This is a genomic window from Streptomyces sp. NPDC056835, assembly GCF_042789485.1.
Lineage (GTDB): Bacteria > Actinomycetota > Actinomycetes > Streptomycetales > Streptomycetaceae > Streptomyces.
On sequence record NZ_JBHUBB010000009.1, the window covers coordinates 213,595 to 232,140 of the forward strand.

General features: G+C 66.8%; 11 protein-coding genes and 2 pseudogenes. 10 read left to right on the top strand and 3 right to left on the bottom strand.

Features of this window, described 5'->3' with window-relative positions; translation table 11 throughout:
- Window positions 1-496 precede the first annotated feature (496 nt).
- From ACFRMN_RS13020 to ACFRMN_RS13055, 8 genes are all read left to right on the top strand, one after another.
- Window positions 497-2,149, top strand: a complete 1,653-nt coding sequence (locus ACFRMN_RS13020; protein ID WP_383017719.1) for a beta-N-acetylhexosaminidase — start codon at window positions 497-499, stop codon at window positions 2,147-2,149.
- A gap of 875 nt (window positions 2,150-3,024) precedes the next feature.
- Window positions 3,025-4,296, top strand: coding sequence for an extracellular solute-binding protein (locus ACFRMN_RS13025; RefSeq protein WP_383017723.1), 1,272 nt, complete (start codon window positions 3,025-3,027; stop codon window positions 4,294-4,296).
- A gap of 268 nt (window positions 4,297-4,564) precedes the next feature.
- On the top strand, window positions 4,565-5,446 hold the full coding sequence (locus tag ACFRMN_RS13030; protein WP_383017726.1) for a carbohydrate ABC transporter permease: 882 nt from the start codon (window positions 4,565-4,567) through the stop codon (window positions 5,444-5,446).
- Window positions 5,446-6,381: a carbohydrate ABC transporter permease gene (locus ACFRMN_RS13035; protein WP_383017729.1), complete on the top strand. Its 936-nt coding sequence runs from the start codon at window positions 5,446-5,448 to the stop codon at window positions 6,379-6,381. The genes ACFRMN_RS13030 and ACFRMN_RS13035 overlap by 1 nt, the downstream gene beginning before the upstream one ends.
- Window positions 6,382-6,449: 68 nt before the next feature.
- Window positions 6,450-7,400: an SIS domain-containing protein gene (locus ACFRMN_RS13040; protein ID WP_383017732.1), complete on the top strand. Its 951-nt coding sequence runs from the start codon at window positions 6,450-6,452 to the stop codon at window positions 7,398-7,400.
- Entirely contained in the window at window positions 7,393-8,376 is a 984-nt protein-coding gene (locus tag ACFRMN_RS13045) for an ROK family protein (RefSeq protein WP_383017735.1), read from the top strand. Before ACFRMN_RS13040 ends, ACFRMN_RS13045 begins: the two co-directional genes overlap by 8 nt.
- Window positions 8,373-9,308, top strand: coding sequence for a 1-phosphofructokinase family hexose kinase (locus ACFRMN_RS13050; RefSeq protein WP_383017738.1), 936 nt, complete (start codon window positions 8,373-8,375; stop codon window positions 9,306-9,308). Before ACFRMN_RS13045 ends, ACFRMN_RS13050 begins: the two co-directional genes overlap by 4 nt.
- The gene (locus ACFRMN_RS13055) at window positions 9,286-10,131 is read left to right on the top strand and encodes a ketose-bisphosphate aldolase (RefSeq protein WP_383017741.1); all 846 of its coding nucleotides are present in this window, start codon (window positions 9,286-9,288) and stop codon (window positions 10,129-10,131) included. The genes ACFRMN_RS13050 and ACFRMN_RS13055 overlap by 23 nt, the downstream gene beginning before the upstream one ends.
- Before the next feature lie 142 nt (window positions 10,132-10,273).
- Here ACFRMN_RS13055 and ACFRMN_RS13060 read toward each other — a convergent pair whose 3' ends face one another.
- On the bottom strand, window positions 10,274-11,452 hold the full coding sequence (locus ACFRMN_RS13060) for an IS701 family transposase (protein ID WP_383017746.1): 1,179 nt from the start codon (window positions 11,450-11,452) through the stop codon (window positions 10,274-10,276).
- A 254-nt stretch (window positions 11,453-11,706) separates the two neighbouring features.
- Between ACFRMN_RS13060 and ACFRMN_RS13065 the strand changes: the two are divergent.
- Both ACFRMN_RS13065 and ACFRMN_RS13070 read left to right on the top strand, forming a co-directional pair.
- Window positions 11,707-11,835 (top strand): annotated as a pseudogene (locus tag ACFRMN_RS13065) (phosphatase PAP2 family protein); the annotation flags it as partial.
- Window positions 11,836-11,997: 162 nt separating this feature from the next.
- A complete protein-coding gene (locus ACFRMN_RS13070; RefSeq protein WP_383017749.1) occupies window positions 11,998-12,912 on the top strand; it encodes an IS982 family transposase in 915 nt (304 codons plus the stop codon).
- 1,037 nt (window positions 12,913-13,949) lie between these two features.
- On the opposite strand, the pseudogene ACFRMN_RS13075 reads toward ACFRMN_RS13070, so the two are convergent.
- Window positions 13,950-17,982 (bottom strand): annotated as a pseudogene (locus ACFRMN_RS13075) (DUF6531 domain-containing protein); the annotation flags it as partial.
- Window positions 17,979-18,545 carry a hypothetical protein gene (locus tag ACFRMN_RS13080; RefSeq protein ID WP_362211931.1) on the bottom strand — a complete coding sequence of 189 codons (567 nt, stop codon included), beginning with the start codon at window positions 18,543-18,545 and terminating at the stop codon, window positions 17,979-17,981. The gene ACFRMN_RS13080 and the pseudogene ACFRMN_RS13075, both read right to left, overlap by 4 nt.
- Between the last annotated feature and the right edge of the window lies 1 nt (window position 18,546).

Below are 18,546 nucleotides of genomic sequence, written 5' to 3' on the forward strand. Positions count from 1 at the left end.
CCGGTGCCGTCGTATCGTCCACGGGTCCCGCTCCAGCGCCTGCCGAGCGCCGGCCCCGCCGCCTCGCGTCCGCGTCCCGGCCGGGCCGGCGCTGGAGTGTCGGAACCTGTCTGGTTCGGCTCAGAACCGCCGTCTGCCGCCGAACGTGCCGGGCTCGCCATCATCCGTGGGCGGATTCAGACCTATCGGAACGATGTGGCCTTCAACTGGGGGAACACCCTTCGCTGTTCCCCGACGTGAGCCGGAAGCGTCAGGGTGAGCTCCAGTAGCGCGGACTGCTCATTAATGCTTGTTTGGCCAGCATCCTTGACAGTATCGAGCATGAGGGTGGAATCTCGCTTCACCGTACGGTCACATAGCCCCTACACGTCATGGAGTTGCTATGCAGTCCCGTCCACCTCGGCATCGATTCAACCGACGCTCGCTCACTTCCCCGGGTTCCCTTGGAGGGCTCATCTGCGTGACGGTCCTGACCGGAGCGCTCGCCTACGCTGGTATGCCCGGGGCAGTCGGTGCGCCGAATACCCGGAGCACTGCGGCGGCCGTGCTGCCGCCGGTCGTGCCGCAGCCGGAGTCCGAACGGGCTCTCAAGGGGCCCGGGTTCACCATCGGGGCGGAAACACCCATCATCGTGAAGAGCCCTGACCCCGACTCGCGAGAGGTGGGCAGATACCTGGGTCGCCTACTCCGTCCCGCGACGGGTTACGACCTCAAAGTGGAGGCGGGCAGGCAAGATCACCGTCCCGCCATCACCCTGGACCGGGGCGGACCGAAGTCGCTGGGCGAAGAGGGCTACATACTCACCTCTCGCGCCGAGGGGGTGCGGCTCACCGCGCGCGGTGCCGAAGGTCTGTTCCGCGGGATTCAGACGCTGCGTCAACTGCTGCCCGCCGCAGTCGAGTCGCCGACGGTCCAGCGCGCCCGCTGGACTGTCGCCCCCGTCCACATCACCGACAAACCGCGCTACGGCTACCGCAGCACGATGCTGGACGTGGCCAGACGCTTCTACCCGGTTGCCGACGTCAAGCGCTACATCGACCAGGCCGCCGCGTACAAGATGAACACTCTGCACCTCCATCTGACCGATGACCAGGGCTGGCGGATCGCTATCGACGCGCTCCCCAACCTCACCAAGGCCGGCGCCAGTACGCAGAGCGGCTTCACGGGAGGTTCCTGGTTCTACACCAAGGCGCAGTACCAGGAGATCGTCGCCTACGCGAAGTCGCGGTTCATCACCGTGGTCCCCGAGATCGACGGCCCTGGCCACACCAGCGCCGCGCAAGCCTCGGTGCCTGATATCAACTGCGACGACAAGACCATTCCGCCGTACTCGGGCTTCGACGTCAAAATCAGTGTGGTGTGTCTCCGCGATCCGCAGCACATCGCCAATGTGACCAAGTTCCTGACCACAGTGATGACCGAAGTGGCCGCGCTCACCCCCGGCCCGTACATCCACGTCGGTGGTGACGAGGTCCCGGCGCGGCCTGCTGAGGAGTACAAGGCCTATGTCCAGGCGGCGACTTCCGCCGTACAGGCGCAGGGCAAGAAGGTGATCGGCTGGCACGATCTCGGCGCGGGCACCATCCCCGCCGGCAGTCTGATGCAGTACTGGGGCGACGAAGGCGCAAGGGAAACGATCGGCACGGCCGAGGAGCACAAGGATATCCTCCTGGCGAGGAAGGGTGTCGCGCAGAACGCATCGTTCATCATGTCCCCGGCCGACCGTTCCTACCTCGACATGAAGTACGACGGCTCCACGCCTTACGGGCTGAGGTGGGCCGGCTATGTGCCGGTCAAGAACGCGTACGACTGGGATCCCACTACGGTGACCGCGAAGCCGGACGGGACTTCTCCCGTTGTCCCCGCCAACCGGATCGCGGGCGTGGAAGCGGCGCTGTGGGCCGACCGCGCGTACACCGGCAGCAATGAATTGCCGACGTCGACGTCACAGTTCGTCGAGCCTTCGGTCTACACGGACTTCATGGCCTTCCCTCGGCTGCCCGCGGTCGCCGAGATCGGCTGGTCTCCGAAGTCCACACACGACTGGACTCGGTTCAGCTCCCGCCTGGCAGCCCAGGGCCCGCGTTGGAAGGCTGCGGGCATCGGCTTCTACGCCGCGCCTGATGTCCCCTGGGTGAACGGTAGCTGACGTACCGTCAGTTACGTAGAGCCAGAAAGTGACCAGGATTGGTCGGGCGCCCGTCGACACCTCCGGTGTCCCTGATGCCCGGAGTGGCCTCGCTGGTCGCTCGACGGGGCGGTCAGGTAGTGGTGGCTGTGGACTACCAATCGCGCCGTGAATCCCCGGTTTCGGTGACCGGGGATTCAGCGTGACAAGGCCCGGGATATGGCTGCCACGCGCGGTGTGACGGCTCGGAACAGAGGGAGAGGCCGGCATCACACCGGCGCGCGGACCCGGCAAGTCGTTGTGATCGCCGAAGCGTCCAACTGGCCACGCGGGCCTTCGCCCACATGTGCGCGGTGGATGACGACGACGTACCGGTGACGGACAACGCCGCACCCTGAACGGGGCTCGCCGGCACACGACTCGTTCTGCCCCATCACTGCACGCGACATGCGCGATGTAGTTCATCCGAGAGTCTGAACAAGCAGCCACATACATCGGGCACGCCCCCGCGTGCGACGAGTCAAGGCTCACTTCCGCGTCGTGGCGCCCGAGTTGGTGCCGGAACAGCCTGCTCTCGACGCATCGCATCTCTTGACATGGTGACGTTTACTGCAAGAATTGGCTTTGAAAGCAACAGAGTTGAGCATTCTTGATCGATGATCGGCGTTGAGTCACGTGCCCTCGCTCGCACCTGTGGATCAGGGGCGCATCGCTTGAAGGTGTCGCTCACTGATCGAGCACCTCCGAGCGTCACGTTTCAGGAACCAACACGCCGAGGCCCGGCCCGGGTGCGGTCAAGTCCGCCCCGGCCGCCGTCCAAGCGGCATGGTTCGAAAGCCGCTTCCGTCGCGCTCCGCGAGCGCGCACAGGAGGCTGTCTTGAAAGAGGTAACTGTTGTGAACAGGCAGGTGCTCACCCTCGTGGCGGTCTCCACGGTCGGTGCTCTCACGCTCACCGCGTGCGGCGGCGGGGGTGACAACGGCGCTTCCGGCGACGGAACCGTCACCCTCAAGGTCGTTGCCGCCGACTATGGCGACAAGGCGACGAACAGCTCCCAGATCTACTGGGGCGATGTGGCCAAGAGATTCGAGGCCGCGCACGCGAAGATCAAGGTCGATGTCCAGATCGTCAACTGGAACGACATCGACAAAAAGGTCAAGACGATGATCCAGAGTGGCAACATGCCGGATGTGCTGCAGACCGGTGGCTACGCGGAGAAGGTCGCCGACGACCTTCTCTACCCGGCTCGCGACGTGCTGTCGCCGGCCACGCACGCCAACTTCCTCGACACATTCTCGGATGCCGGGAAGGTCGACGGCGTCCAGTACGGCATCCCCTTTGTGTCCTCGACCCGCGCGTTCTTCTACAACAAGGCGATCTTCGCCAAGGCCGGCATCACCGAGGCCCCGAAGACCTGGGCAGAGGTACAGGCTGACGCCGAGCTCATCAAGGCGAAGGTCCCCGGCATCACCCCCTACGCCCTGCCGCTCGGCCCGGAGGAGGCGCAGGGCGAGAGCATGATGTGGGAACTGGGCAACGGGGGTGGCATCACGGACGCCTCAGGGAAGTACGCCATCAACAGCCGGCCCAACGTGGAGACATTCAACTGGCTCAAGACCAATCTGGTGGATCCGGGGCTCACGTACACCAACCCCGCGACGACGGACCGTAAGACCGCGTTCGCGGACTTCGCCGCCGGCAAGACAGCGATGCTCAACGGGCATCCGTCGCTGATCCAGATGTCGCGGGAGGGCAAGATCGACTATGCCGTCGCGCCGATCCCCGGTAAGGCCGGCGCCCTCAAGTCCACCCTGGGCGTGGCCGACTGGATGATGGCCTTCAAGGACAACGGCCACAAGGAGCAGATCAAGAAGCTCCTGGACTTCGTCTACTCCAAGGAGAACATCACCAAGTTCGACGAGACGTACAACCTGATGCCGGTGACCAAGGACAGCCTGCGGGAGATGAGTTCCGGCGGGAAGCACAAGGACTTGGAGCCGTTCTTCGCCCTGTTGCCCCAGGCGGCCTTCTATCCGCTGGGTGACACCAGCTGGGACGCCGTCTCGGCCGAGATCAAGAAGACGGTCGGCACCGCCCTTTCGCGCGATCCAGGCGAGGTATTGGGCGACCTTCAGAAGAAGGCGGAGGAAGCCTCCGCCGGGAACTAGGCCCTGCCCGGTCGGTCTTCATGGACCCGCGACGCCTGGCACGCACCTCGTAGCGTTGTCCGAGTCGCACCGCTCAGGAAGTGCCTGCCCAGGTGCTGTGACAGTTCCGGCACCCGGGCACGGCCCGAGGCCGCGGAGGGGCCTTCTCGTACCGCCCTCCATCAGCACGTCGCTCACCGCGCGGCATCTGCCGCACACACGGAAGGCACAAACCGTGTCTCTCAGTTCTGCCACCACCACATCCCGGGGATCGCGCCCGGAAAGGCCCGTGGGCAGGCGATCGGGCCTTGCCGCACTCGGTCCGCTGCCCTGGATAGCCCCTGCCGTCCTGCTGATCCTGGGTGTTGTGGTCTGGCCCGTCTACGAGATGGTCCACACATCCTTTCAACGGATCAGCGCCAGCGGATTCGTTCGTGGCTCAGCCGGACTGGACAAGTACCGCGAGCTGTTCGACGAGCCCGGGCTCGGCAAAGTCCTCATCTCCACCGCGGTCTGGACGGTCGGCGTTGTCGGGCTGACAATGCTCCTCTCGCTGGCGCTGGCCCAGCTCTTCAACCAGCGGTTCCCGGGGCGGCGGCTCACCCGCTGGGCGCTGATCGCGCCCTGGGCCGCATCCGTGCTGATGACGGCCATCGGCTTCAAGTGGATGCTCAACCAGACCGCAGGGATCCTGAACACCGCGATGACCGACCTCGGTCTCATCGACAGCCCCAAGGACTGGCTCGGTGACCCCGCCACCGCGTGGCCGTGGATGATGTTCGTCGCGGTCTTCGTGTCACTTCCCTTCACCACCTACACACTGCTCGCCGGTCTTCAGACCGTGCCCGCGGAGGTCTACGAGGCCGCGAAGGTCGACGGCACCAGCACCTGGCAGACCTACCGGCTGATCACCTTGCCGCTGCTGCGCCCGGCCTTCCTGGTCGGCCTGGTCATCAACCTGATCAATGTCTTCAATTCGTTCCCCGTCATCTGGGGCATGACACAGGGTGGCCCGGCCAGCGAAACCGCCACCTCCACCGTGTTCATGTACCAGCTCAAGGACACGGACATCGGTGAGTCCGCGGCCATGTCCGTGGTGAACTTCGCACTCGTCGTCGTGATGGTGCTCGTGTTCCTCAAGGTCAGCCGCTGGAACGAGGAGGAGAGCTGATGGCTCAGCAATCACAGACGATCAGCGGCCCTGCTCGCCCATCGGTGACATCGCCGTCCACGGCGGTGCGGAAACCCGCGGCATCCACTGACGGTTCGCCGAACAGCGGTCGACGTCGCCGCATCAGGCCCCGCACACTCGTCGTATCCGCGACCGCCTGGCTCCTGGCAGCCGTGTTTCTGCTGCCGTATGTGCAGATGGTGATCACGGCTCTGCGTCCGGCGACCGAACTGCGCGACGCCACGTATCTGCCGCGGCAGTTCGCCTGGTCCAACTTCATCGACGTGTGGCGCGAGTCGAGCCTGGGCGCGAACCTCCGCGTCACACTGCTGGTCGCTGTCGGCTCGACACTGCTCGTGCTGCTGGTGGCACTGCCCGCCGCCTACTACACCGCGCGTGTGAAGTTCCGTGGCCGCACGCTCTTTCTGCTCCTGGTCCTGGTCACCCAGATGTTCCAGCCGACCTCGCTGCTGGTCGGTCTGTACCGCGAGTTCTATCAGCTGCAGATGCTCAATTCGGTCTGGACGCTGATCCTCTGCAACGCCGCCTTCAACTTGGCTTTCGCCATCTGGATTCTCACCGCCTACATCAGGTCCATCCCGGTGGAGCTGGAGGAGGCCGCGATGATCGACGGTCTCGGCCGGGTTCGCGCCCTGCTCAAGGTGACGCTGCCGCTGGCCATGCCCGGCGTGGTGACCGCGGTGATCTTCACCTTCATCGCGGCCTGGAACGAGTTCGTCATGGGCCTGACCCTGTCGACCGTTCCCGAGAATCAGCCGCTCACCGTCGGCATCAACAACTTCATCGGCAACTACACCGTCCAGTGGAACTACTTGTTCGCCGGATCGGTCGTCGCCATCGTGCCGGTGGTCGTGCTCTTCGCTGTCATCGAGCGCCATGTCGTCTCAGGACTCACCGCCGGATCGGTGAAGTAGCGACCACTCCACGCTCCATCCGCATATCCCTCTTCATCCGGCCCACGGTCCCTCGAAGGAGCCGTCGCATGTCGACCACCAGGTCATCTTTCATCACAGCCGAGATCGCTTCCCAGCCCGTTTGCTGGAGCAGGGCGGTGGAGGCGCTTCCCCAGCACACCTCGGCCCTGCCCCGCCCGGGCGAACGGGTCGCGGTCGTGGGCTGCGGCACCTCCTGGTTCATGGCGCAGTCGTACGCCGCCCTGCGCGAGAGCGGAGGCCATGGCGAGACGGACGCCTTCGCGGCCTCCGAATTCCCTGAAGAGCGCGGCTACGACCGGATCCTGGCCATCACGCGCTCCGGGACCACTACCGAGGTGCTTGAGCTGCTCGACCGGGTGCGTGGCCTGGCGCCCACCACCGCGATCACCGCGGCCCCCGCGACACCGGTGACGAAGGCTGCCGACGCGGTCGTGGTGCTCGACTTCGCCGATGAGGAATCGGTCGTACAGACCCGGTTCGCGACCACCGCGCTGGTCCTGCTGCGGGCCCATGTGGAGTCCGGCGGCATGCTGCCGGCCGGTGTGAGAACCGTCGCCGAGGCCGTGGAGGACGCCCGGCGCGCACTCGCCGAGCCGCTGGCGCCCGCGTGGTTGTGCGCCGGTCAGATCACGTTCCTCGGCGCCGGTTGGACATACGGGCTCGCGCTGGAGGCGGCGCTGAAGATGCGCGAGGCCGCCGGTGCGTGGACCGAGGCGTATCCGGCGATGGAGTACCGCCACGGACCGATCAGCGTCGCCGGTCCGGGCCGACTGGTCTGGGGATTCGGCTCGCTGCCCGCCGGTCTTGTCGACGACATCGAGCAGACCGGAGGAACCGCGGTCGCCGCATCCCAGGACGCTGCCGGGGACCTCGACCCGCTGGCCGATCTGATCAGGACTCAGCGCCTCGCGGTCGCGACCGCCGACGCCCGTGGCCTCGACGCGGACCGGCCCCGCAACCTGACCCGTTCCGTCGTGCTCGGGGCCCGTGATGCGTGACGGGTTCGGTCCGGGCGAGTGTGTGGTGGGTCTCGACGTAGGGGGCACGGGAATGAAGGGCGCGCTCCTGGACCGGGAGCTGCGGCCGTTGTTCGTGGCACGTCGCCCGACCCCCCGGGGCGAAGGACCGGATGTGGTCGTCTCCGAGATCGCCGCCGCGCTGACGTCGCTGGCACAGCAAGCAGCTGACCAGGACCTCGCCGTCCGTGGAGCCGGGGTCGTCGTGCCCGGAATCGTTGATGAGGACATGGCCCGGGCGGTGTGGTCCGGGAACATCGGGTGGCGCGACCTGCCGCTCGCCGAACTGCTCGAATCACGCACGGGGCTCGCGGTGACACTCGGACACGACGTGCGCGCGGGTGGATATGCCGAGTCCGAGCTCGGAGCCGCTCGTGGCGCGAAGGACGTCTTGTTCGTGGCCATCGGGACCGGCGTCTCCGCCGCCGTGATCTGCGACGGCCGTCCCGTCGTGGCCGGCGGATTCGCGGGGGAGCTGGGCCATCTCGTCATCGAGCCGGGCGGTTCACCGTGTGTCTGCGGTGCCCAGGGATGCCTGGAAACCGTGGCTACCGCATCGGCCATCGCCTCGTCGTACACCGCCCGCACCGGCCGTACCGTCAAAGGCGCCAGTGATGTGACCACTCTGCTCGGCGAGGGCGATGCCGAGGCACAGACAATCTGGGACCGCGCGACCGATGCGCTCGCGGCGTCCCTCGTTATGGCCACGACACTGCTCGGCCCCGAGCTGATCGTGCTCGGAGGCGGCCTCGCGGAAGCGGGGGATCTGCTGCTGGAGCCGGTCCGCACTCGGCTGGAGGAACGGTTCACGTTCCAGCGGCGCCCCGGTGTCGTACGTGCCGCGCTGGGCGATGCGGCCGGGTGTCTGGGCGCCGGTCTGTACGCCTGGCGAGCGGTGTACGACGCCCCGGGAACCCAGCCGGCCGAATCGGTGGAGGCGACGGTGCGTCCGCTGTGATTCTCACCGTCACCCTCAATACCGCACTGGACGTGACGTACGTCGTCGACAGCATGGTGCCCCGGACATCGCACCGGGTCCGCGAGGTGCACGAACGAGCGGGCGGCAAGGGCGTCAATGTCGCCAGGGTGCTCAACGCCCTGGGGCATCCCTCCGTCGTCACCGGATTCTGGGGCGGAACCACCGGGTACCGTCTGCGCGAGGAACTGCTCGACGTCGGGCTCACGGACGAACTCGTACCCATCGCGGCCGATTCACGGCGTACCCTCACCGTCGTCTCGCGCGAGGACGGCGACGCGACCGTCTTCAACGAAACCGGACAGCTCGTGAGGCCGACCGAGTGGAGCGCGTTCACCCGGCACTACCGAGGGCTGATTCGCGACGCCGACGTGGTCGTGCTCTCCGGAAGTCTTCCGCCGGGGCTGCCGATCAACGCATACGGGGTGCTCATCTCGCTTGCCGCGGCCGCCGGTGTGGCGACGGTGCTCGACACGAGCGGGCCCGCGCTGCGCGCGGCACTTCCAGCGGGGCCCGATGTGATCAAGCCCAATGCTGCCGAACTCGCCGAGATAACAGGCAGGTTGGAGCTGGTGGAGGCGGTTGCCGAGCTGCGGGCGCTGGGCGCCCGTGCCGTGGTGGTGTCCTGTGGCGCCGAGGGACTGTATGCCACCACATCGCGAAGCGGCTGGCGGGCCGCGCCACCGGAGCGGTTGGCCGGCAACCCCACCGGTGCGGGCGACGCCTGTGTCGCCGCGCTCGCACGGGGACTCGCGGCGGGCACGCCATGGCCGGACATGCTGCGTGAGGCCGTGGCGCTCTCGGCGGCCGCGGTTCCCTGCCTCGCCGCCGGCGACTTCGATGCCGATGTCTACCAGCGATTCCGTACCGCAGCGCAAGTGGAGGAAACCGATGACGCTCACATTCACCCATGACATCGTGCACATCGCCAGAAAGAAGGGCGTGGGTGTGGGCGCGTTCAATGTCATACAGATCGAGCACGCCACCGCCATCGTGGCCGGTGCCGAAGCCGTCGGACTTCCGGTGATACTTCAGATCAGCGAGAACACGGCCAAATATCACGGGTCGCTCGAACCGATAGGCATGGCCGCACTCGCTGTCGCACGGGCAGCGGAGGTCCCGGTGGCCGTGCACTTGGACCACGCCGAGTCGGTACAGCTTGTACGGCACGCGGCCGAACTCGGCTTCACCTCGGTGATGTTCGACGGTGCCAAGCTCCCGTACGAGGAGAACGTCGCCACCACGAGGGACGTCACGGCCTATTGCCACGCGCGCGATGTCCTCGTCGAGGCGGAGCTCGGCGAGATCGGGGGCAAGAACGGTGCGCATGCTCCGGGTGTCCGTACCGACCCGGACGAGGCCCGTGAGTTCGTCGCGGCCACCGGTGTGGACTTCTTGGCCGTGGCGGTGGGCAGTTCCCACGCGATGCTCACGCGGGACGCCGTCCTGGACGTCGATCTCATCAGCGTGCTGCGGGAAGCCGTGAGCGTGCCTCTGGTCCTGCACGGCTCCTCCGGAGTCGATGATGTCGGACTGGTCAGGGCGACCCGTGCGGGAATGACCAAGATCAATGTCTCCACCCATCTCAACAAGGCGTTCACCCGCGCGATCCGGGACCGTCTCACCGCGAACCCGCGGGTCGCCGATCCACGCACATACGTGGGACCCGCTCGCGACGCCGTCGCGGCGGAGGCCGCCCGCCTTCTGAGGGTCTTCGGCGGTGCCGGACTGCACTAGTACTGCAACCGCATCTGGAGAATGTGGCCTGGGCGTTTGTAGTGGGAGTGGCGGGCTCGGGCCTGGCTGCGTCGTCGGAAGCGTGACCAGTGCAGATGGTGCTTGTTGCTGTGGCAGTGGCGCGTGACGACGACGTGGCCCATCAACCGGCGGATCTCCGGGACGCTGAGGGGTATGAGGTCTTGCTCGTCGTCGAGAGTGCCCCCCTTGTGGCTTCTGCGGCGCGGATGGCCGTCAGATAGGCGAGGGCGGCCATGGCCAGGGTGATGTGGCGGTACCAGGCCCGGTAGAGCCGCACCTGGTAGTGGTCCAGACCGCACTCTCCCTTCGCGGTCTGGAAGCACTCCTCCACCGCCCACCGCGCGGCAGCCACTTTGACCAGGTCTTTCAGTCGGGAGGTGGCCGGGCCGTAGCAGACGTAGTAGGCGATCTCGCTCGGGTCGCTGACGCTGCGTCGGGCCAGTACCCAGTGTCCGAAGCCGTTCTCCCAGTACGGGCGGATCGCGACACGCGCCCAGTCGTAGATCCGTTCACCGTGTGCGCCGCCCCCACCGGAGATCCGTTTCCACCGCTGGCGGGGCAGCACGGCGACCAGCTGGTCCACCCGCGCGTCCGCCCCGTGGGCGGTGATCACGGTGTCGTTGACCTTCGTGGCCAGCACGTGCGCGACCCGACGTTCCTCCAGCCACACTCGCAGGTGCTTGACCTGCCCGTATGCCTCGTCAGCGGTGACCCACGCGAACGGGACACCCGCGTCGATGGCGCGTTGCAGCATCCACGTGAAGTGCTCGTTCTTGGTCGCGAAGGGGACTTTGTCGTCGATCCCGGCCGCGCGGCAGCGGTCACGGTCATCCGTCCAGGAGACGGGGATGTAGAGCTCGCGGTCGATCAACGCCCGCCCCCTGGCGGAGGCGTAGGCCAGGAATGTTCCGATCTGGCTGTTCTCCGTGCGGCCGGCGGTGCCCGTGTACTGCCGCTGGACACCGGCGGACTTGGTGCCGATCTTCAGGAAGCCGGTGTCGTCGCCGATCAGCACCGCGTCCTTGGCGCCGATGGTCTCCACGACGAAGTCCCGCACATCGTCGCGGACCGCGTTCTCGTCCCAGTCGGAGTGGTTGAGCAGGCGCTGGACGCCGTCGGGGCGCAACTGCCCGACCTGCTCCGACAGCGTCCACCCGTTCTTCTTCTCAAGCGGCGCGAGCAACCCGTTCAGGTAGTCCGACGCCCGCTCGCGGGGCTCCGACCTGCCGAAACGGTGGGCGAACCGGGCATGGAACCCGGCTATCCCCTCGGACCACGACTCGACCCGCTCAACCGTCAACGATTCATCACACAGTCGGAACAACGAGCCAATCCACCACCCGTCACGGCAGATGCGGTTGCAGTGTTAGTTCCGTCCTCATCGGCACGGGCCTGCTCCTGGCGCTCGACGCGCCCCGCGAGGTCGTCGCCCTGGTCGCCGCCATGATCGCCGGCCTGCTGCTGACCATGGCGGTCACTGTCTGGTGGAAGGTCAGTGTCCACACCGCCGTCGCCGTCGTCATCACTGTCGCCTATGGCTAGTGGGCCGCCCTCCTCTTCCTCGGCGTCGCCGCCGTCGGCTGGTCCCGTGTCTCCCTCCGCGACCACACCACAGCCCAGGTCATCGCGGGGGCCATCCTGGGCGGCACGGCGGCGGCTGTGGTTTTCGCAGGGCTGCGCTGACCTCCAGCACTTCTTCGGAGCGCTGCCACGCTCCGACCACACGGCTGGTTTACCGTCGCACCTGAATGAGACGGTGCATGCCGCTGGCACGGGCGGTGCGCTAGATGAATGAGTCCAAGGGATGGCCTGCGGACATAGGACGAGGGCGTCCAATGTCGGTGTGTGATGACAGACCTGGACACCCTCGCGACAGCACTCTATGCCCGGATCGACGACGAGTTGAAGGCTTCACCATGGTTGGCCCCGTGGCGCCCGGCAGTCGGGATCGCGCCCACGCTCAGTGACGCCGAACTGGTCACCCTCGCGGTCATGTCAGCGCTGCTCGGTTACACCTCCGAGCGGCGCTGGCTTCGCCGCGTCGAGCGGGACTTCGGCCGCCTGTTTCCCTACGTGCCCAAGCAGTCCGGCTACAACAAGCGGCTGCGCGGCGCATCCTCGCTGGTCACCAGCATGATCCGGATCCTGGCAGCGGATACCTCTCTGTGGAACGACGACGTGTGGCTGGTCGACTCCACCCCGGTCGGCTGCGGCTGTTCCCGCGAGACAGCCAAGAGATCGGACCTGGCAGGCTGGGCCCAGTACGGCTACTGCGCGTCGCACTCCCGGTATTTCTGGGGACTGCGACTGCACCTGGTGTGCACGCTCGGCGGCTTGCCGATCCTGTTCGCGCTCACCGGCGCGAAGGCCGACGAGCGCGAGACGCTGCGCGACATGCTCGACACCGCACCCGGCGTCGCAGCCGCCCACCCCGGCCAGACGATCATCGGCGACAAGGACTACTACGGCCGCGAGTTCGAGCACGACCTCGCCGAGCGTCACCTGCAGTTGCTGCGGCCGGCCCGCAAGGGGGAGGCCGAGCGGGCCGGCGCGCACCTGTTCAAGCCTCTGCGACAGGTCATCGAGTCGATCAACCAGACCTTCAAAGGGCAGCTGGACCTGGAACGACACGGCGGCAAGAGCCCAGCGGGGGTGGCAACCCGCGTCCTCTGCAGGATCCTTGCGCTCACAGCGGCGATCTGGCACAACGACAAAACCGGGCAGCCCGTCAAACGGTCACTGACCGCCTACGATTACTGACCGCAACGACACCCCTTGGACTCATTCATCTAGTGTGACGCGGCCGCAGGTCAGGACCATGCTGTAGGACCGCTGGTCAGCAAACTCCCAGCATGAGTCAGGAGCGGTGCACGTGGCGACCAAACTCATCCGTGGGATGGGCAGTTTCTTCAAGACCTGCAGCTGCAAACGGCAGGGCGGATGCGCACACCCCTACGCTATCTGGTTCCGCAACGGAGCGGGGCTCCATGACCGCCTCGCCCGCCGCCAATACCGCTCCTTGAGGAGGCGAGGCACGAAGCGGTCTCAGTCCGGCAAGGTTGCCAGTGCTTCGCGCAGCTCATCGGTTGAGTACCCAGTGCGTAGGGAAATCTCCCGGGGACTGTGAGCATGGAGGACCCAGCGCGCTGCGGGGGCCCACCACTGCGCGACGCTGGCGGGAACGGTGACGGTGGTGTGGGCGGGCGCCGCCCGAGTGTGGTTGTCTCCGTCGCGGGCAAGAGCTGGTGCGGCGTCCGATTCAGGGAGCGTCGTCGAGAAGACAAGTGTCAAACGGTGAGCTTCCCCATGCTCTTTGGACTGCCGACGAGCGCTCCTGAGCCGTGACAACAGATCTTCCAGTTCTTCGGCATCGCATCCGAAACCCTGCAGTCTCTCGGCGGGGAACTCATTGAGTTCGCGTGTCAGGAAGTAAAGCCTCGTGAACTCCGAGTGGGAGAGACTGACGCTGCGGCTGGTTTGCTCGGACATACCGCTCCTCTTATTCCAGGTCCTCGAAGTAGGAGTATCCCTGCTTGGGGGTGAACACGGTGCCCCCCGTCACCGTCCACGATGACCACGGCCTCCTTGTCCGGGTCCCAGAAGGCCTCTCGACCATTTCGCAGTCCGTATTTCGGTTCGATGTTGGGTATGCGCTCGTTGATCACTCCGTCGACGTAGAACTTCAGGGCCTTGGGGTCGACTCCTCGCACGTAGTGCGTTCCGTTGCCGTCGGGGCGGAGCGCTTCACCGTTGGCGTGGTCCGCGATCTTCTCCGACTCGGGTTCGAGGTCGTAGGGAGCCAGTCCGAGCGGGTCGGTCAGCCGGATCGGGTTTCGAGGGTACGCATGGTGGTTGTCCGAAGGGGTGAGACCGAGCGGGTCTGGGGTGAGGAATCGAGCCGTTTCCGGGTCGTAGTACCTGAAGTAGTTGTAGTGAAGGCCGCTCTCGGGGTCGGCGTACTGGCCTGGGAAGCGGAGGGGGCAGGTCTCCACGTCGGAGGGAGCAGGGACAGGGGTTCCCCAGAGGGTAGTCCGGTGCTGCCACGTCATTTCGCCGTCTGGGGTGAGCAGTTCGGTGGGCGTCCCCGTGGCATCCGTGACCACGACACGGAAGCGTGAGGTTCCCACTTCGCCGACCGTCTGGGTCAGGGGGCGGTGAGTCTCCGGGGCGTGGTCCCAGGTACAGGTCGCACCGCCCCGGGCGGTCTGTTCCGCGAGGCGGGTCGTATCCCAGGCGAGGGTGAGAGTCGCGCCCTTCGGGTCGGTCTTGCCGATGCGGCGGCCCAGGGGGTCATAGGAGTACGTCCACGTCTCGCCGTCCGGCGTCACGACCCGCGTGAGCTTGTCCTCGGCACTCCACGCGTAGGCCCACGTCCGGGTCTGACCGTTGAGCAGCTTGCGGGTCTTACGGATCAGGCGGCCCGCGGCGTCGTGTTCGTACACGGTGCGGCCCGCCTTGCGGACCAGGGTTCCGGTGAACTCCCTCTCGCCAGAGGCTTCCTGTCCTGGCGCCGAGGCGTGGGTTTGGTTCCCGGCCGCGTCGTAGGCGTAGCGCTCGGTCCAGCCGTGCGCTTGTACACCCGTGACCCGGCCGACCGGGTCCAGGGTGAAGTGGCGAGTACCGGACGTCAGTTCGCGAATCTGAATGACGTATCCGTCGGGCCGGTAGGCGTAGGTGCGGTGTTGGATGAGGTCATCGGCGGCGGAAGTAACCGTCTGTGCGGTGATTCGGCCGGTATCGTCCCAGCGTTGACTGAGGGTGACACCGCCGACGGCACGCTGTGTCTCGTGACCGGTGGCGTCGTGGGTGAAGGTAAGGGTGTTGCCCGCCGTCGTGAGGGTCAGGGGTCGGTCGGCGGCGTCGTACGTCCAGGTCGATGCCAGCCCGGACGGAGTCGTGCGAGTCAAACGGTTGCCCACCGCGTCGTAGGCGGAGGTGATCGTGCGGCCATTGACCGTCTCCGCCAGGACTCGGCCCAGGGGGTCCCGCTCCAGGGTCAGGACCGCGTCGCTGTTGGAGGCGCGGGCGAGGGCCCCTCGCGTACCGTAGGCGAAGGTCGTCAGTTCGTCCGTCGTCTCGTCCTGCTGGGTGAGCACCCGCCCCATCGCGTCATGTGTGTACCGCAGCGTCTGGCCAAGCGCATTCGTCCGGGCGGTGAGGCGGCCCGCCGCGTCGCGCTCGTAGGAGCGGGTCACCCCGTTGAAGTCCGTCTCGGCGACCAGGCGGCCGACGGTGTCGTACTCATAGCGCCATTCATGCCCCTGGGGGTTGGTGACGGTCACCAGGCGCAGTTCGGTGTCGTAGGTGAAGGCGTAGTGGGCGCCGTCGGGGTCGGTGCGGGTGGCGGGCAGGTCGAAGTGGGTGTAGGTGTACTCGGTGGTATGACCGGCCTGGTTGGTGTGTTTGGCGAGGTTGCCCTCGCAGTCCCACTTCCATTCCTCGCGAGTGCCGTCAGGGTGCTCGCGCCAGGCGGGCTTGCCCTCGATGGTCCAGCCGAAATGGGTGGTGCGGTCGAGCGGGTCGGTGAGGGCGGTGACGCGGCCGTGGGGGCCGCGGCGGACGTGGGTGGTGTGTCCCAGGGGGTCAGTGACCGTCACCGGGAGCCCCGCCGCGCCCGTCGTCACTGTCGTCGTGCGCCCGAGCACGTCCGTGACTGAGGTGAGGTGGCCTGCCTCGTCGTACGTCCAGTGCGTAGTAGCGCCCGTCGGGTCCGTGGTGGAGGTGCGTGCGCCGCGGCCATCGTAGGTGTGGCGCCATTCCACACCATCGGGCTCGCGGATCTCCGTCGGGAGGCCGTTCTCGTCGTAGACCGCCTCGGCGCTGCTTCCGTCCGGACGCTCGATGTGGGTGAGGTTGCCGTCCTCGTCGTACGTGTACCGCGTCGTGTGGCCGAGTGCATCGGTGACGGTGAGAGGGAGGCGGTTGGTCTCGTCCCATTCGGTGCGGGTGGTGTGACCAAGCGGGTCGGTCACCTCGACGACCTTGTGCGCCTCGTTGAGGACGTACGTGGTGACGTTGCCCTGGGAGTCGGTGTAGCGGGTGGTGCGGTGGGCGTCGTCGTAGTGGAAGCGGCCCGAGAGGATGCCGGTCGGCCCCACAGTACGCAGGACGCGACCGCGGTGGTCGTAGACGTAGGCGAACGCGGTGCCGTTGCGGTCCTTCCAGGATGTGATGCGGTGCTCGTCGTAACGGTAGAGTTGCGGCTTGCCGGTGGAGTTGGCGACCTCGATCAGGTCGCCGCTGTCGTCGTAGGTGAAGGCGACGAGCCGGGCGCTGTGTTCATGTTGCTCGCCGTGCAGGAGACGCAGGGCCGTGACGCGATGCAGGGCTGTGTCGGTGTCGACGACGATGCGGTAGCCGCCGGAGTGGGTGATCCGGGTGGGTACGCCGTGCTCGTCGTACACGAAGTCGATGCGGTCGCCCTCACCGCTGCGGTCGGTGATCGCGTGGAGCGCCAGTTCTGGGCCTCCCACCGGGAGCCGGGCAAAGTGCAGGCGGCGGTTCTCCTCCGGGATAGTGAGGGTGAAGGCGCCGTCCGGTTTGCCGTCCCAGCGCAGCGGCCAGCGCGGGCCGGAGACGGGCAGGGTGAGGGTCTCCGGCTCTGGTACCGGGTATCGCAGCACCATGCCGTCGGCCGCGATGTAGACGAGTCCGGCATCGTCCAGTTCCAGGCGCTGATCGAGGGTGGCCGCCCAGGTGGGACCGAACCAACCGCCGCACGGGTGACCGGAGACGTAGTGCCGCTCCAGTACGAGCGGCAGGGCGCCGGGCAGACTGACGTCCGTGGCGGACATGAACATCTCGCCGGTTGCGACGTCGACCGGCTCGCCCTCTCCGCACTTCTCCTTGGTGCACTTGTCGTGCTTGTTCGGCACGCTCGGCGGCGCTGCCGTCGCGACGCAGCGCCCGCTCGCGTCCCGCCAGCCGCTGAGCGGCAGTCTTAGCGGTCGAGGCGCCCTTCCGCAGGGCGCCCCCGCCGCCGGTGGCCAGGGCGAGCAGCAGATCCGGGGTGAGCTGGCCGGCGGCACGGCTGGGGTTCCGCTGCCACTCCTCCCAGTTGGTGACGGCCTTGGCGAACTCCTTGGGGTGGTTCGCGGCGTAGGCGGCCCCGTCGATCGCGCCCGCCAGTTGCAGGCTGGCGCCACCGGGGCCGTCCTCAGCCATGTACTCGAACTGCTTCCACATGTCCTTGGCGCTGTCGCCCATGCCGCCGAAGAAGTCCCCGACGCCCTTCTTGAAGCGGTTCCAGCCCTCGGGCGCGTTGGGGGCCTTCTCGGCCGCCTTGGCGAGCTTGGCCTTGGAGTCGTCGACGACGCCCTGCAGCTCGCTCTCCAGTTTGTCGAGCCGGCGATAGCAAGAGTCCAGCCCGGTGATGGGATCGTCGTCCGGCGGCCGCTCGGGCAGCGTGTCATCCCCGCGGTCGACAGCGGCGTTGTAGGCCGTGACGTTCTCCCAGTATTTCTTCGACGCAGCCCTTACCTCGTCCGCGTCCTCGATGATCGGCTTGGCCCGGTTCTGCACGGAACGCAGCTTGTCGGCGTAGGCGTCCAGAGCGCCCGCCGCGGAGGTGAAGTACTTGCGTGCCGACTCCAGCTCCCTGGGCAGACGTTTGCTCGCGTCCTGGAAGCTATCTGCTGCGGCACCGGTCCACGGGAGCAGGGACAAGTCGGTCAGCTTGTCGTAGCCGTCCTTGAACGCGCCCGCATAAACACGGAGCTTGATGACCAGGTCGTCAATCTTCTGGGGTTTGCCCGGTATGACCTCGTCGGGCTTGGCGTGCGGGGGTATGCGCTCAGAAGCGCCGCCCTCCATGGCGTCCTTGTGCGTCATGCGACAGGGCCCTTTCCACCGCCGTCGACCACCCAGCCCTCACCGCCTTCACCGGCCACGCGGTAACGAGGATTGCTGGTTGGATCGCCCGTGACGACCGTACCGTCACCACTGCCGCTACCGCCGTCGAGCCACGGCTCCTGGTAGATCTCGGGAGGCGGATCGAAATGAGGCCGGTCTCCGTTCCTCCACGCACGCAGGCCGTGTTCGCCCATGGGGAGTTTGGCGATGTTGTCCTCAGTCGGCGCAAAGTTCTCGAGCTGCAGCAGGTCCGCCATCATGTAGGCCGCGATGGCCTGCCGCAGGCCTTCAACGATGGAGTCGGCGTGCTCGGCGAGCCGCCCCATGCCGAAACCCCACTCGGACAGCACGTCCTTGGCCGGCTTCTCGATGTCGACGGTGGCCGCGTTCTGGATCCCCTGAGCCATGGACTTCCAGTCACGCTTGATTTGGTGCGCCGCGACGACGGACTCCTCCATCGGCGTCATGATCTTGCGCACCTCAGCGATCTCGATCCTGTAGCCATCCCCCGGCGCAGGCCCATCCGCTCCGCCCCCTGCCATG